Here is a 12,705-nt window from a genome sequence, read left to right as displayed (position 1 = left end):
GCAAGCTCGCTCCCACATGGGTTTTGTGAACAGTGCAAAACCACTGTGGGAGCGAGCTTGCTCGCGAAAGCGGTCTGACATCCACCACAGCAATATCTGGATCACCCCATGCCCAACATCCTCCTGGTCGAAGACGACACCGCCCTCGCCGAACTGATTTCCAGCTACCTGGAACGCAACGGTTATTCCGTCAGTGTGATCGGCCGTGGCGACCACGTGCGTGAGCGAGCGCGGGTCAATCCGCCGGATCTGGTGATCCTCGACCTCATGCTGCCGGGCCTTGATGGACTGCAAGTCTGCCGTTTATTGCGCGCCGATTCGGCGACGCTGCCGATCCTGATGCTGACGGCTCGCGATGACAGTCACGATCAAGTGCTGGGCCTGGAAATGGGCGCCGACGATTACGTCACCAAACCGTGCGAGCCGCGCGTGTTGCTGGCACGGGTGCGCACCTTGTTGCGCCGCAGCAGCCTCGGCGAACCGCTGACCGCCAATGACCGCATTCTCATGGGCAATCTGTGCATCGACCTGTCTGAGCGCACCGTGACGTGGCGCGATCAGCCGGTCGAGCTGTCCAGCGGCGAATACAACTTGCTCGTGGTGCTGGCCCGCCATGCCGGCGAAGTGTTGAGCCGCGATCAGATCCTGCAACGCCTGCGCGGTATCGAATTCAACGGCACCGATCGCTCGGTGGACGTGGCGATCTCCAAGTTGCGCCGCAAGTTCGACGACCATGCGGGCGAGGCGCGCAAGATCAAGACCGTGTGGGGCAAGGGCTATCTGTTCAGCCGCTCAGAGTGGGAATGCTGAGCTGATGTTTCGCATCCTGTTTCGCCTGTATCTGGTGACGATCGTCTCCTACAGCGCGGCGATCTATCTGGTGCCGGATCTGGTGGTCATGGCGTTCCGGGATCGCTTCGTCACTTACAACCTCGATTATTCGCGCGGTCTGCAATCGCTGATTACCCGTCAGTTTCACGCCGTGCCGCACGAGCAGTGGCCGGCGCTGGCGGCGTCGATGGACAAGGATTTCCAGCCGCTGCACATCGCCCTCGCGCGGATCGACGATGCCGGGTTCACCGCTCTCGAGCAGGAACGCCTGCGCCGTGGTGAAAACGTCGTACGCATTGGCGACTGGGGCTGGCGCACGCTGGCGGTGACGCCGCTGGACGACACCACCGCCGTGCAAATGGTCGTGCCGCCGGATCCGCTGGACGTCAATCTGTTGTACTGGAGCATCAACGTCCTGATCGGCGCGAGTCTGCTCGCCTGCCTGTTGATGTGGCTGCGCCCGCACTGGCGTGATCTGGAACGCCTCAAAGGCACTGCCGAACGCTTCGGTAAAGGTCACTTGAGCGAGCGCACAAAAATCGCCCCGAGCTCCAACATCGGCAGCCTCGCCAATGTTTTCGACACCATGGCGGGCGATATCGAAAACCTGCTCAATCAGCAACGTGACCTGCTCAACGCCGTGTCCCATGAACTGCGTACGCCACTGACTCGTCTGGATTTCGGCCTGGCTCTCGCCCTGTCCGATGACTTGCCGAGCGCCAGCCGCGAGCGCTTGCTGGGACTGGTCGCGCACATTCGTGAGCTGGATGAGTTGGTGCTGGAGTTGCTTTCCTACAGCCGCTTGCAGAATCCGGCGCAATTGCCGGAGCAGGTCGAGGTGTCGCTGGATGAGTTCATCGACAGCATTCTGGGCAGTGTCGATGAAGAGCTGGAGTCGCCGGAGATCGTTATTGATGTATTGCTGCACGGTCAGTTGGAGCGTTTTTCGCTCGATCCACGCCTGACCGCGCGGGCGATCCAGAACCTGCTGCGCAATGCCATGCGCTATTGCGAAAAACGCATTCAGATTGGTGTGCAGGTCAATGCCGAGGGCTGTGAGATCTGGGTCGATGATGACGGCATCGGTATTCCCGATGATGAGCGAGAGCGGATTTTCGAGCCGTTCTATCGACTTGATCGCAGTCGGGATCGGGCTACGGGTGGTTTTGGTCTTGGTCTGGCGATCAGCCGTCGCGCGCTGGAAGCACAGGGCGGCACGTTGACCGTTGAGTCTTCACCGTTGGGCGGGGCACGCTTCCGGCTGTGGTTGCCCAATAACGCCTGAGCTGCGTGACGCTGAAAATCTACCTGTGGGGCCGAGCCTGCTCGCGAAGGCGTCGGGTCAGTCAACGCATACCTGGCTGACATACCACCTTCGCGAGCAGGCTCGCTCCTTGGGAATTGCGTTGTTCAGACCAGCTCTGTGGATTGAATCAACCCGACCCCGGCACTTTGCATCCGCTCAATCGCTGCCGCCAGTGATCCATTCAGATCGATCGCCCGGCACGCATCCATCACCACATAAGTATTGAACCCCGCCGCCCGTGCATCCAGCGCCGAAAACATCACGCAGAAATCCAGTGCCAGCCCCACCATGTAGACCGTATCGATCCCGCGCTCTTTCAGGTAGCCGGACAGCCCCGTGGTGGTGCGGCGATCGGCTTCCAGAAAGGCTGAATAGCTGTCGATATCCGGATTGCAGCCCTTGCGAATGATCAGTTGGGCGTGAGGCAGGTCAAGTTCCCGGTGAAACTCGGCCCCCGGTGTCGATTGCACACAATGGTCGGGCCAGAGCGTCTGCTCGCCATAATGCAACTGGATGACATCGTAGGGCTGGTGCCCGGGATGACTGGACGCGAATGAAGCGTGACCGGTCGGATGCCAGTCCTGTGTCATGACCACTTGGGTGAACTGGCGGGCGAGTCGGTTGATCAGCGGCACAATCAGGTCTCCTTCGGGGACCGCTAATTGACCGCCGGGGGTGAAGTCGTTTTGAACGTCGATCACCAGTAAGGCAGAGCGGGATGAATCTGGCATCGTGGAGGCATCCTCGGAAAAATACGCGCTGAGCATAGTGCAGGAACTAGCTGGTGATTAAGCGGCTTTTTAACAGTTTTGCCTTGTCTTCCAGCGCCATTGGGGCGTCGTGTCCGATCAGCATCCAGGCGTGTTCACGTTCAGTCCAATACACCACGTTCATCTCACGCCGACGCTCATGGGCCAACGGCTGACTGCCGCTGTTCGAGCGGGTCACACACAGCGCCAATGGCCCATGTTTCGCATCCAGATAAACGATCTGCGCAATCGGTACGCCGTCGTACTCCAGCATCTGCGCCCGTTTGAATTCGGCATCAGGCAGCTTCAAGGTGGCTGGTGCAAGGTTCAGGCCCAGGCGCGCATCGACGGTGCGCAGTTGCGCGCGTTGGGAGGCTTCGTCGGTGGGCAGGTGATCGAGCGTTTGCGGCACATACAGCGCCATGTAATCGCCCACCAATGCCCGCCAGTTGTTCGATTGCACGGCGTGCCAGCCGAGGAATAACCGGTCGGCCAATACGCCACCGGCCAACAGCGCAGCGGCGGCGCCACCGATAAACCAGCGGCGATTGAAGCCCGGAGGCTGCGGCGCTGGAATGGCGTCCAGCCGCGCTTGCAGACGCTCCAGCGGGGCCTGTTGCGCCAGTTCGTCATAGGCGTTCTTGTACGGCAGGTTGCTGCGGCTGAGCCATTGCACGCGCAGACTCAGCAGTGAGTCTTCGGCAATGGCGTTGTCGAGTTGATGGCGATAGTCGCCGTCGAGTTCGCCGTCGAGGTAGGCGACCAGTTGCTCATCCGAAGGTGGGTTCATGTTCGGTCTCCTTCGGTGGATTTCGGCACGGTCTGCAGCGGTGGGTATTCGGCGAGTTTGAGGCGGGCGGTGGCCAGACGGCTCATGACCGTGCCGATCGGCACTTGCAGGATTTCAGCGACTTCGCGGTAGGACAAGCCTTCGACATAGGCGAGGTAGACCGTTTCGCGCTGGGTCTCGGGCAGCGCGTCGACGCGGCGAATCACTTGCGCGGCCATCACATGCGTTTGCGCGGCGTACTCACCATCGAACGCCAGTTGACCATCGGCATCGACCTGGCCCGCACCCTGTCGCACGCGCCGAGCGCGCACTTCATTGAGCCAGATCGAATGCAGAATGCTCAGCAACCAGCGATCCATGCGCGTACCGGCGATGTACTGATTGGCGCGCTCCAGCGCTCGCACGCAGGTGGCTTGCACCAGATCCTCGGCCACATGCCGATTGCGCGACAGCAGTAGACCGTAGCGCCACAGTCGCGCCAGGTGCTGCCCGAGTTCTGCTCTGAATGCCTGATCGTTGAAGATGATGGCGGCCCTTATAAGTGCTCAGGTTTTCGATGAGTCGTTGATGGCTTCGGCCAGGTCCTGATATTCCTCGCACGACGTGCCGCAAATCGATTGGATCTGCTGCAACTGCTCCTGCGCCAGGTCAACGCGGCCTTTGATCACATAGGCCTCGCCGAGGTATTCGCGCACTTGCGCGTACTGCGGATCGAGTTTCACCGATTGCAGGTAATAACCGATGCCCTCGTCAGTGCGCCCCAGTTTGCGTGTGGCGTATCCGCGATAGTTGAGAGCCTTGGCGGTGTGCGGTTGCTTCAGCGTGTCGAGCAACGCCAGGGCCTCTTCGTAGCGACCGACCTTGGCGAGGCGATAGGCATAATCGGTACGGTCGGCATCCGAAAGTGCTTTGCTGACTTGCATCACACACTTCTGCGTTTTGCTGTCCCAGACCTGGCCTTTCGGGCATTCCGGTTTCTGCACCGGCGCTTCTTCATCACCATTGGCCAAGGCCAACTGGCTGGACATCGCTGCGACCAGCAGCAACGGGGCGGCGAACATAACGGAACGGATAGTCATGGGCAAGGCTCCACAGAAAGTTATGGTTCACTTTGAACACCACAGGGTGAATTTTTATTCATTGCTTTATCAGTGACTGTTCAAGGTAAGCGTAAATTCAAGCGCTATGCTCGGGAGCGTCTGCCGTCGATCCGATGTTTTGCCGTAAGGAGAGTTGCCATGACCGACCACGTCCATCACTCAGCCGCTGCCGGCTACAAAACGGCTGCCGACACCTATGTGAAAGGTCGGCCGGACTATCCGCCGCAGGTCAGTGAGTGGTTGGCCGCGACGCTGGGCCTGGATGGGCATAAAACGGTGATTGATCTGGGTGCCGGCACCGGCAAGTTCACCGGACGCTTGGTGGCGACCGGCGCGCAAGTGATCGCGGTTGAACCGGTGCCGCAGATGCTGGAAAAGCTGTCTGACGCCTGGCCTGATGTGCTGGCCGTGAGCGGCACGGCGACCGATCTGCCGTTGCCGGACGCTTCAGTCGATGCAGTGATTTGCGCGCAAGCGTTTCACTGGTTCGCCAGTGCAGAGGCGCTAACCGAAATCGCTCGAGTACTCAAGTCCGGAGGCAAGTTGGGGCTGATCTGGAACCTGCGTGACACCGACGTCAATTGGGTGCCGAAACTGGACGCCATCGTCAATGCGCTGGAAGGGGACACGCCGCGCTATTACACCGGCGCCTGGCGCAAAGCGTTTCCGCACCCGGCATTCGCGCCTTTGCAGGTCGAGCGGTTTCACCATGGCCATACCGGATCGCCGGAAGACGTGATTCTCAATCGTGTGCGCTCCACCAGTTTCATCGCCGCGCTGCCGGAGGCGCAACGGGCGAAAATCGATGAACAGATTCGTGCGTTAATCGCCACAGAGCCGGAACTGCGTGGCAGGGATGTGGTGACAGTGCCGTATGAAACGGCGGCGTTCGTCGCCGTAAAAAAGGGCTGAATCCCAAGACATTTCAGTGTAGGAGTGAGCCTGCTCGCGATACCGGACTGTCAGTCACCTCATCTTTGGCTGACACTCGGCTATCGCGAGCAGGCTCACTCCTACAGGGTTTTCAGGTGTTCATAGTATCTGGCTGCACTTTTCCACCGCCTTGCGCCGCTCGCGAACCCCACGCACCACCAGATACAACAACGGCCCAACCGAGACAAAAACCGCCGTCAACAACAAATATGGCACCACCGACCAGAGCGACTGCCCACGCGACCGCGCATCCTTAACCATCCAGATACCCGCCAGTGCGGCCAGCAGATACAGATCAATCACCACCTGCGCGGTGTCGGGCCGCGACATCAGGCTGATGCCGAAGTCGATCAACGACTGTTCAGCCTGGAGCATCACCGAAACGGTGTAACCGCTAAACGCGAGCAAAGCCGTGAGGGGCAGGGCGATCGACATCATGCATTCCTTCCGTGGTGTGATGAGAGAGTCGCCAGACTAACGCCGCCGCGCAAAATTGGCCATTGACTCGCCAATAGCGCACAGGCTAATTTCCAGCCCATGACTTCGACTGTATCGCGTTGCCAGCCAATGATTATTACCGCCATTCCTCATTTGGCGGGCTAGCTCACGACTGCAGCACCCAACCCGCCCTAGAGGCGGGTTTTTACTTTCTGTCTCCGGGGTTTTGAAAAATGTCAGGAGACGACCATGCCGCACAGCCCCGATCAGCAAACCCTGCTTGAGCACTACGTGAAAAAGATCCTCGCCGCGCCGGTGTACGACCTCGCGGTGCGCACGCCTTTGCAAGCGGCGCCGGCGTTGTCTGAGGCGCTGGGCAACCGGATTCTGCTCAAGCGTGAAGACCTGCAACCGACGTTCTCCTTCAAGATCCGTGGCGCCTACAACAAACTGGTGCAACTCAGTGACGAGCAAAAGGCGCGCGGAGTGATCACCGCATCGGCCGGCAATCACGCGCAAGGCGTGGCGTTGGCAGCGCGCGAGCTGGGCATCGTAGCAACCATCGTCATGCCGGCAACAACGCCGGAACTGAAAGTGCTGGGTGTGCGCAGTCGTGGTGCTGAAGCGTTGCTGCACGGCGAGAGTTTCCCGTTCGCCCTGGCCCACGCGCTGCAACTGGCAGAACAGAGCGGACGCACCTTCGTGTCGCCGTTCGATGACCCGGAGGTGATCGCCGGGCAGGGCACCGTGGCGATGGAAATTCTTCGTCAGCATCAAGGTTCGCTGGATGCGATTTTTATCCCGGTAGGTGGTGGCGGTCTGATCGCCGGCATCGCGGCCTACGTCAAATACCTGCGCCCGGAAGTGCGGATCATCGGCGTCGAATCCGAACACTCAGCGTGCCTGAAGGCCGCGCTCGAAGCCGATCAGCGCGTCGTGCTGCCGAATGTTGGCACCTTCGCCGATGGCGTGGCGGTAGCGCAGATTGGCGCGTTCGGATTTGAGGTCTGCCGCTTTTGCGTCGACGAAGTGATCACCGTCAGCAACGACGACCTCTGCGCGGCGATCAAGAATATCTACGACGATACCCGTTCGATCACCGAACCTTCCGGCGCCCTGGCCGTTGCAGGCATCAAGCAATACGTAGCGCAAACCGGGGTGAAAGAGCAGACATTCGTGGCGATCGACTCGGGCGCCAATATCAACTTCGACAGCCTGCGCCACGTTGCCGAGCGCGCCGCGATGTGCGGCGTCTCGGCATGATGAGGCTTACGGCAGCAAGGGGCGCAGGAAGCTGCGCTCGTAGCTGACGATAAACTTCTTCTCGACCAGGCTGGCAACCAGAGCGGTGCTTTCCGGATCGGTCATCGCGATGTGCCGATAGCTCTCGTAATCTGCCAGTGAGGGAAAACTGAACAGGCAATAAGCGATGTTGCTCGCGCCTTCGGACGGCAAAAAGTAGCCGTGATGCGTGCCGCCCAAGCGCTCGACGATGCCGAGCCAGGCCTTGGCGTAGGCCTCGAACTCGGGCAATTGGTATGGATCAATGACATATCGGACGTGGCAGGTAATCAAGCGACGCACTCCTTGGTCGGGTTATTCCTGCAGGGCTGTCCCGACTTTGTCCGACGCCGACCAGATGCGATAACGCACTTCGACATCGGACGGCGCGTACACCACGACCGGCAACTTGCTGTTGTAGCGCAGCATGAAGCCGTCACCGACGACCGGCACAAAGGCGCGTTTTTTCTGGCTGCCGGGTGGGCAGGCCATCATCGTGCTCATCGGCCCAATGACTTTTTCCAGGCGATAGAACGAATAACCCCAGCCTTCAAGATTCTTCTCATCGAGAACACCGCCCAACCGCTGGCGATTGCAGTCCACTTCCAGGGTTTTGCCGGCGAGGATTTCCACCTGGAAGTTTTCTTCCTGCTCCTGCTTGGGCAAGTGAATGACCTGGCGGGTGAATCCGGCCTCAGCCTTCGGATACGGCGCGACGTCTTCAAGTTTGGCGGCGTGGGCGAGGGTGGACAGGCTGGCGATGATCAGCCCGGTGGTCGCGTAGACGCGGAAAGAACCCATGGAAGCCTCCGTGCGGGTGTAGGGTGGATAGCGGGCATTCTTACCGTCATGGGCCGTGATTGCAAACCAGCGTCGAGTTGCAAATTGCAGTGCCGACAGGGGCCATTCTTGCAGTTTGCAAGTAGCCAAATACTGGCACCGCCGCCAAGTGCTTGATTTCATGAGGGTGAAAATGAACCGATGAAAGGCACGCTTTATGCGTCTTTTCAGTGCGGCGCACCGGCCTTGGGCGCCTACACTCCAATGGGCATTTCGCAGTACCACCGCTTGTCGCACCCAGGGAAACAGCGGGGACACACCCGTGCAGGGGCCGCAACGGTCAGCGTGAATACTTGATTGGCATCTCACAGTAAGGAGAGGGTTTCGCCATGTTTCTGTCTGCCTTGGAACTACGCAATATCATTGAAAGCAGTTTTCTGCCGAAACGCTGCCAGTGCACGCTGTCGCCGGACTTGTCGATGACCGTCAAGGTTTTCGGCGATCACCAGACCGATCAGGTCGATCTGCTGGTCAGCGGCATCGACGCCAGCCACCTCAATGGCTGTCGTGAAATCAACGAACTGATCGCAGGGCTGCGCTCGGACTTGAAAGAACAAACTACGCCACATCACTACAGCCCACGCTCCAGAGCCGTCTAACGCACCGTTTCACCCAGTTCGACCGTCACGCGCCGGGCCTGCACAAAACCAAGGCCCAGCGCGAACTCGACCAGCACCGCGAGCAAAATCCCGGGGCCGGCATGGCCGTTCAACCATTCCGCGAAACCCAGCACCGCCAAACCAAAACAACCGACGATAAACCCGTTGCTCAGCGCATTGCGCCCCAGCGACGGCGGCGCGTTGCGCACCAGATAAAACATCACCCCCAACGCCGCAAAAAGCACCGCACTGCGCCGCGCGACAAATCCTGCCGCGTCGGAATACTCGATGCTCCAGATCGCCAGCAGCCTCTCCGGGAAAACGCCCCAAGCCAGCGCCAGCAAAAAACACAACGAACACGTGAAGCCCGACAACGTGCGAAACGACAACTGCATGGCGAATCCTTGCGGCAGTGAGGAGGGCTCCGAGCATAACCGCCGAAACTCCCCACGCCTACCGCAAACCCGCAAATCAGACGTTTCTGTCAGTTCTGGAAGTTGCACGCGTCAGACAATTTCCGATAACTGATTTCCTCAGGCTTACCGGCGTTGTCGATGTACTTCATATCGGCCGTGACCACTTTGCACAGTTGCGTTGGCGGCTCGGTCAACGACACCACTTTGGCCACCTGCAGCGGCATGCCGTACTGATACGGCACGGCTTTGGACGTGGCCGAAGTGTCATTGGCCTGGGCCAGCCCGCCAAACGCGGTGCAGGCGAGGGCGGCGGTGAGCAATAAAGGGCGAATGTTCATGAAAGGACTCCCGAGTGGCGGTTCTAGAGTTCGGCGTGATGCACCCGAACCTGCCGCACTGGGCAACAGCCGGAATGGCTGAGGGCGTGCGGTTCAGTAGAGTTTTTGACCACGGCGTTAAGGGATGGTTAACCGAGCTGAACGCCGGCTGTCAGGGAGTGCGGCGGTTTTCTCAGGAAGGTTTGGCGAATTCCTACAAAGGCTGGTGCCTTGTCTGCTTTCGGCGGCTGAAGCGGGGCGGTTATTGTCGGTTGCCGCTGCAAAATCAGTGGTTCGGGTTTGGTCACCTGATAACTTCCCTTATTGCAGATGTGCCATCATTTGCGCTGCGGACATCTGTGTCCGTGCGGTGCATAGCTGTGGCGGCTGTGTGCAGGACGCCTTCGGGCGAGCTGAGTTGGGGTTGTTCTCGGTTGACCAAGCCTGCACACAGTCCGCCTCCCACTGTTTGGTCACAGTGCTGGCGGTTACTTTCGACCCAATTGAGTAATCACCTATGCCGATAATCAAACTGCTACAAAACCGCTACCTCCCCCTCACAAGCAACGTCACCGAAACCCCGACACTGCTCATCGACACCCAAGCCAACCCGAAAGACATCCTCGAAGCCGCCGTCCAGCGCATCCGCGCCGCCGCCAACCTGCTCGAAACCCTGCATTGCCTATGCTTCAAGCACGCCGACGTACAAGACATTCCACACATCACCCATGCGCTTTACCTGCTGACGCAGGATGGCAATGATTTGCTGCAGGTCGCGCAGCAGCAGATGTTGAACTGGAAAGCGCCTGCTTGAGTTCACCCCTCAAAAAAGCCTGCCGTCGAAAGAGGGCAGGCTGAGTGGTTTAGCGATGGATTCGAAAAGCTCATTGTGATTGCAGGTTGCGAGCGTATTCGACCAGATCTTTGGGGTAGACCATGTGATCGATTTTGCTGTCGTCTATACCGTATAAAAACGCGATGGCAGCAGCCTCGAAAGCCCAATAACCAACGTAGTTGCCGTCATCGTCTTCAATGTCGAGATGACTGTCATGCCAGTTAGTTTGTAAATCTTCGAAGCCTTGGTACCAACCGTCACAGTATTGCTCAAGTAGCTCGCTGGACTCTTCAGCGCTCTCCGCGTAAATCGCCCGAACCAGCGGCGTGTACAAATCGTGATACCACTCATCAAGGTCAGCTCGCCCGGGCAAGCACTTGCGCAGCAGATCCTCATATAACGTGTCCTCGCCTGCGTAGCCGGCTCGGTCAATCAGGGCGGAGAACCTGGCCAGTAAGTCGATACGATGCAGCAGGATGCACAAACTCATGACCTGGACGCATTCTTCGTACCGCTCCGGCCAATCATCGATTGCCAAAGGCGAAACGTTGGGTGCATCGTTCAGAGCAAGCGCTTGCTGATTGATTTCATAGTGATCTACGAGCTTCTCCAGTCGCGGAACCAAAGAGGCTATCGGTTCGCCTGCCGTGTAACTGACCAACAAAGCGTTGAACGCGGCATCTTTGAAATAAGTAGTGCGTAACGCCTGCTCTTCAGCAGCGCTATCCGCCTGCATGGTCTCGCCCACCCAGCGGGACTCGGTTTCATCATAGAGTCGGATGGATTTTCGATAGTACGAGTCAGTGAGAAACGCTTGGCGTTTACGCACTAGGGGATCTTCCTTTTTCATAACACCTGCTCAAGATCGAGAACTGAAAAGTCTTTATGAGATCCGCTACGAAGGTTGAACGTTGTTGGTGGGCCGTTGGCTTCTTGCATATTCGACTCCCCTGACCAATGCCAGAGTGTGTCGCCCCGGCGAGAGTCGGTGATGTTAGGAAAGATCTCACCCTGTTGAAGTTGTCTGCGAGAGTTTTCTTGGGTTGGCGTAAACCAATAACCTCGCTCAGCGCTCAAAGAACAAACCCGAATGAATGCTTGTTACTTCAGATCGAACACCTCAAAACCTTTTCGACCGGGCAGAGTGTTGATACCTTTCGGTTCCTCTGGCTGCCCTTTGATTGCGATGTAGTCATAGACAAGGAATTTTGAGGGGTCTTCATAACCCTCATTCGGTATCACTAAGCGCATTTGTTGTGCATTTAAGTACAACAGGCTCGGAAGCGCTTTTTCGGCGAAATCGATTCGCTCCAGGTTTTTAGTCTTTGGATTTTTGCGTACAACGGCTCCTTTCAAGTAGGGGGAGCCATAGTTCAGAGCGTAAATCAGACTGGCTCCTGAGCATCTTGCTAATACGATGTCGCCAACGAAGTTTGTATCTGGCATGTCCGGAAAAGCGGTATCGACATTATCGCCAATCATCACGAATAGCTGTTGCCCATCCTTACTTGAGCTGGCGAGCAAGGCCGCACTGGTTCCGTCGGGAAATGGGCAGTCCAGGACGACTTTCTTGGGATCAGCTAAAAGCGGACGACAAAAAATGGCAAAAACTAAAACGATCCACAAGTTTTTCATTGTAATGCCGTCCGCAAAACGTCCATCGAGTCAGGATTCGCCGCTAGTTTTTTGGCGCACTCACTTATTTTTTTGTAATAGACTCCATTGGTTTTGCCCCGGTATTTTTTATACGCCTCTTCCGTTGAACTGGAAATATCCAGCCAGTACTGCATGTACTCTGTTCCCAGTTGAATATTCTGAGCTTCGTCCCATATGGATTGGGATGCGTAGAAGGCTGCCCCAGCCGCAAAGGCTTCTTCAGTCTGAGCATCGCTCGGAGAACGTCCCAATTGTTTTTTCTTTCGGTACTTATAGACTTGTTTTACTGCAGGCTCTTGCATCTGCATAAGGCCTCGGGCTGAATGTTTACCTAAACCCGCATTCGCGTCAAAGCGTGACTCCATATAAATCTGGCAAATCACCAGGTTATTTCTAATTTTTCGGTGTACGAGATGAACAGTTTCTTTAAGGCTGCGTTTTTGAAACGCGTAGCTCTTAAAGAGGCTTCTTGCTCTGGAGTGTCTGACTCGAATGTATTGTTCGCCCAGAACTCTTTGGTTTCGTCGCTGTAAGCGAGAAAGTCGTTATATCTGACCTCGGTTAAAAAATCTTGTCTTCTGTTCATAACAGAGTTTTTACTCAAGAGTGAAAGT

17 protein-coding genes and 1 pseudogene are annotated in these 12,705 nt (G+C 57.6%); 6 read left to right on the top strand and 12 right to left on the bottom strand.

Annotation, left to right across the window (positions count from 1 at the left end; all coding sequences use genetic code 11):
• Positions 1 to 108 precede the first annotated feature (108 nt).
• Both AB4O11_RS24305 and AB4O11_RS24300 read left to right on the top strand, forming a co-directional pair.
• Positions 109 to 810 carry a response regulator gene (locus AB4O11_RS24305; RefSeq protein ID WP_007912171.1) on the top strand — a complete coding sequence of 234 codons (702 nt, stop codon included), beginning with the start codon at positions 109 to 111 and terminating at the stop codon, positions 808 to 810.
• A gap of 4 nt (positions 811 to 814) precedes the next feature.
• On the top strand, positions 815 to 2,116 hold the full coding sequence (locus AB4O11_RS24300) for an ATP-binding protein (RefSeq protein WP_460064760.1): 1,302 nt from the start codon (positions 815 to 817) through the stop codon (positions 2,114 to 2,116).
• 125 nt (positions 2,117 to 2,241) lie between these two features.
• Here AB4O11_RS24300 and pncA read toward each other — a convergent pair whose 3' ends face one another.
• The 4 genes from pncA to AB4O11_RS24280 form a co-directional block, all read right to left on the bottom strand.
• Positions 2,242 to 2,868, bottom strand: coding sequence for a bifunctional nicotinamidase/pyrazinamidase (gene pncA / locus AB4O11_RS24295; protein WP_186621472.1), 627 nt, complete (start codon positions 2,866 to 2,868; stop codon positions 2,242 to 2,244).
• A 46-nt stretch (positions 2,869 to 2,914) separates the two neighbouring features.
• The gene (locus AB4O11_RS24290; RefSeq protein WP_016984462.1) at positions 2,915 to 3,676 is read right to left on the bottom strand and encodes an anti-sigma factor; all 762 of its coding nucleotides are present in this window, start codon (positions 3,674 to 3,676) and stop codon (positions 2,915 to 2,917) included.
• Complete coding sequence (locus AB4O11_RS24285; RefSeq protein WP_460131152.1) at positions 3,673 to 4,131, bottom strand: sigma-70 family RNA polymerase sigma factor; 459 nt, start codon at positions 4,129 to 4,131, stop codon at positions 3,673 to 3,675. Before AB4O11_RS24285 ends, AB4O11_RS24290 begins: the two co-directional genes overlap by 4 nt.
• 90 nt (positions 4,132 to 4,221) lie before the next feature.
• Positions 4,222 to 4,755 (bottom strand): tetratricopeptide repeat protein, encoded by a 534-nt coding sequence (locus AB4O11_RS24280; protein WP_099759264.1) that lies wholly within the window; start codon positions 4,753 to 4,755, stop codon positions 4,222 to 4,224.
• A 159-nt stretch (positions 4,756 to 4,914) separates the two neighbouring features.
• Between AB4O11_RS24280 and AB4O11_RS24275 the strand changes: the two genes are divergently transcribed.
• Positions 4,915 to 5,688 (top strand): class I SAM-dependent methyltransferase, encoded by a 774-nt coding sequence (locus AB4O11_RS24275; RefSeq protein ID WP_460128958.1) that lies wholly within the window; start codon positions 4,915 to 4,917, stop codon positions 5,686 to 5,688.
• Positions 5,689 to 5,808: 120 nt separating this feature from the next.
• On the opposite strand, the gene AB4O11_RS24270 is transcribed toward AB4O11_RS24275, so the two are convergent.
• Positions 5,809 to 6,147, bottom strand: a complete 339-nt coding sequence (locus AB4O11_RS24270) for a DUF2834 domain-containing protein (RefSeq protein ID WP_460128956.1) — start codon at positions 6,145 to 6,147, stop codon at positions 5,809 to 5,811.
• Between the two features lie 249 nt (positions 6,148 to 6,396).
• On the opposite strand from AB4O11_RS24270, the pseudogene ilvA reads away from it, so the two are divergent.
• Positions 6,397 to 7,392 (top strand): annotated as a pseudogene (ilvA, locus tag AB4O11_RS24265) (threonine ammonia-lyase, biosynthetic); the annotation flags it as partial.
• A gap of 24 nt (positions 7,393 to 7,416) precedes the next feature.
• Here the strand turns inward: ilvA and AB4O11_RS24260 are convergent.
• Together AB4O11_RS24260 and eco are read right to left on the bottom strand one after the other, a co-directional pair.
• Positions 7,417 to 7,722: an NIPSNAP family protein gene (locus AB4O11_RS24260; protein ID WP_064362707.1), complete on the bottom strand. Its 306-nt coding sequence runs from the start codon at positions 7,720 to 7,722 to the stop codon at positions 7,417 to 7,419.
• A gap of 21 nt (positions 7,723 to 7,743) precedes the next feature.
• Positions 7,744 to 8,229 (bottom strand): serine protease inhibitor ecotin, encoded by a 486-nt coding sequence (gene eco, locus AB4O11_RS24255; protein WP_460128954.1) that lies wholly within the window; start codon positions 8,227 to 8,229, stop codon positions 7,744 to 7,746.
• A 368-nt stretch (positions 8,230 to 8,597) separates the two neighbouring features.
• Between eco and AB4O11_RS24250 the strand changes: the two genes are divergently transcribed.
• Complete coding sequence (locus AB4O11_RS24250; protein WP_093431200.1) at positions 8,598 to 8,867, top strand: DUF1652 domain-containing protein; 270 nt, start codon at positions 8,598 to 8,600, stop codon at positions 8,865 to 8,867.
• Here the strand turns inward: AB4O11_RS24250 and AB4O11_RS24245 are convergent.
• Positions 8,864 to 9,262, bottom strand: coding sequence for a hypothetical protein (locus tag AB4O11_RS24245; RefSeq protein ID WP_026000451.1), 399 nt, complete (start codon positions 9,260 to 9,262; stop codon positions 8,864 to 8,866). The genes AB4O11_RS24250 and AB4O11_RS24245 overlap by 4 nt on opposite strands.
• An 89-nt stretch (positions 9,263 to 9,351) precedes the next feature.
• Positions 9,352 to 9,621 (bottom strand): DUF2790 domain-containing protein, encoded by a 270-nt coding sequence (locus AB4O11_RS24240; protein WP_460128952.1) that lies wholly within the window; start codon positions 9,619 to 9,621, stop codon positions 9,352 to 9,354.
• A gap of 496 nt (positions 9,622 to 10,117) precedes the next feature.
• Here AB4O11_RS24240 and AB4O11_RS24235 point away from each other — a divergent pair, with 496 nt between their 5' ends.
• Positions 10,118 to 10,414, top strand: a complete 297-nt coding sequence (locus AB4O11_RS24235) for a hypothetical protein (protein WP_460128950.1) — start codon at positions 10,118 to 10,120, stop codon at positions 10,412 to 10,414.
• A 70-nt stretch (positions 10,415 to 10,484) separates the two neighbouring features.
• Here AB4O11_RS24235 and AB4O11_RS24230 read toward each other — a convergent pair whose 3' ends face one another.
• From AB4O11_RS24230 to AB4O11_RS24220, 3 genes are all read right to left on the bottom strand, one after another.
• Complete coding sequence (locus AB4O11_RS24230; RefSeq protein WP_460128948.1) at positions 10,485 to 11,285, bottom strand: PoNe immunity protein domain-containing protein; 801 nt, start codon at positions 11,283 to 11,285, stop codon at positions 10,485 to 10,487.
• A 251-nt stretch (positions 11,286 to 11,536) separates the two neighbouring features.
• On the bottom strand, positions 11,537 to 12,070 hold the full coding sequence (locus tag AB4O11_RS24225) for a hypothetical protein (RefSeq protein WP_460128946.1): 534 nt from the start codon (positions 12,068 to 12,070) through the stop codon (positions 11,537 to 11,539).
• Positions 12,067 to 12,399, bottom strand: coding sequence for a hypothetical protein (locus AB4O11_RS24220; RefSeq protein WP_286079805.1), 333 nt, complete (start codon positions 12,397 to 12,399; stop codon positions 12,067 to 12,069). The genes AB4O11_RS24225 and AB4O11_RS24220 overlap by 4 nt, the downstream gene beginning before the upstream one ends.
• Positions 12,400 to 12,705 lie beyond the last annotated feature (306 nt).

The sequence above is a fragment of the Pseudomonas sp. H1_D05 genome, from assembly GCF_054682705.1.
Note: the sequence above shows the minus strand (reverse complement) of the source record. Positions and strands in the feature narration are given on the sequence as shown.

What these genes read in the sequence shown, in the direction of transcription:
- AB4O11_RS24305 (WP_007912171.1), top strand. Translation starts at nt 109, where the DNA reads ATGCCCAACATCCTCCTGGTCGAAGACGACACCGCCCTCGCCGAACTG.
- AB4O11_RS24300 (WP_460064760.1), top strand. Translation starts at nt 815, where the DNA reads ATGTTTCGCATCCTGTTTCGCCTGTATCTGGTGACGATCGTCTCCTAC.
- pncA (WP_186621472.1), bottom strand. Translation starts at nt 2,868, where the DNA reads ATGCCAGATTCATCCCGCTCTGCCTTACTGGTGATCGACGTTCAAAAC.
- AB4O11_RS24290 (WP_016984462.1), bottom strand. Translation starts at nt 3,676, where the DNA reads ATGAACCCACCTTCGGATGAGCAACTGGTCGCCTACCTCGACGGCGAA.
- AB4O11_RS24280 (WP_099759264.1), bottom strand. Translation starts at nt 4,755, where the DNA reads ATGACTATCCGTTCCGTTATGTTCGCCGCCCCGTTGCTGCTGGTCGCA.
- AB4O11_RS24275 (WP_460128958.1), top strand. Translation starts at nt 4,915, where the DNA reads ATGACCGACCACGTCCATCACTCAGCCGCTGCCGGCTACAAAACGGCT.
- AB4O11_RS24270 (WP_460128956.1), bottom strand. Translation starts at nt 6,147, where the DNA reads ATGATGTCGATCGCCCTGCCCCTCACGGCTTTGCTCGCGTTTAGCGGT.
- eco (WP_460128954.1), bottom strand. Translation starts at nt 8,229, where the DNA reads ATGGGTTCTTTCCGCGTCTACGCGACCACCGGGCTGATCATCGCCAGC.
- AB4O11_RS24250 (WP_093431200.1), top strand. Translation starts at nt 8,598, where the DNA reads ATGTTTCTGTCTGCCTTGGAACTACGCAATATCATTGAAAGCAGTTTT.
- AB4O11_RS24245 (WP_026000451.1), bottom strand. Translation starts at nt 9,262, where the DNA reads ATGCAGTTGTCGTTTCGCACGTTGTCGGGCTTCACGTGTTCGTTGTGT.
- AB4O11_RS24240 (WP_460128952.1), bottom strand. Translation starts at nt 9,621, where the DNA reads ATGAACATTCGCCCTTTATTGCTCACCGCCGCCCTCGCCTGCACCGCG.
- AB4O11_RS24235 (WP_460128950.1), top strand. Translation starts at nt 10,118, where the DNA reads ATGCCGATAATCAAACTGCTACAAAACCGCTACCTCCCCCTCACAAGC.
- AB4O11_RS24230 (WP_460128948.1), bottom strand. Translation starts at nt 11,285, where the DNA reads ATGAAAAAGGAAGATCCCCTAGTGCGTAAACGCCAAGCGTTTCTCACT.
- AB4O11_RS24225 (WP_460128946.1), bottom strand. Translation starts at nt 12,070, where the DNA reads ATGAAAAACTTGTGGATCGTTTTAGTTTTTGCCATTTTTTGTCGTCCG.
- AB4O11_RS24220 (WP_286079805.1), bottom strand. Translation starts at nt 12,399, where the DNA reads ATGCAGATGCAAGAGCCTGCAGTAAAACAAGTCTATAAGTACCGAAAG.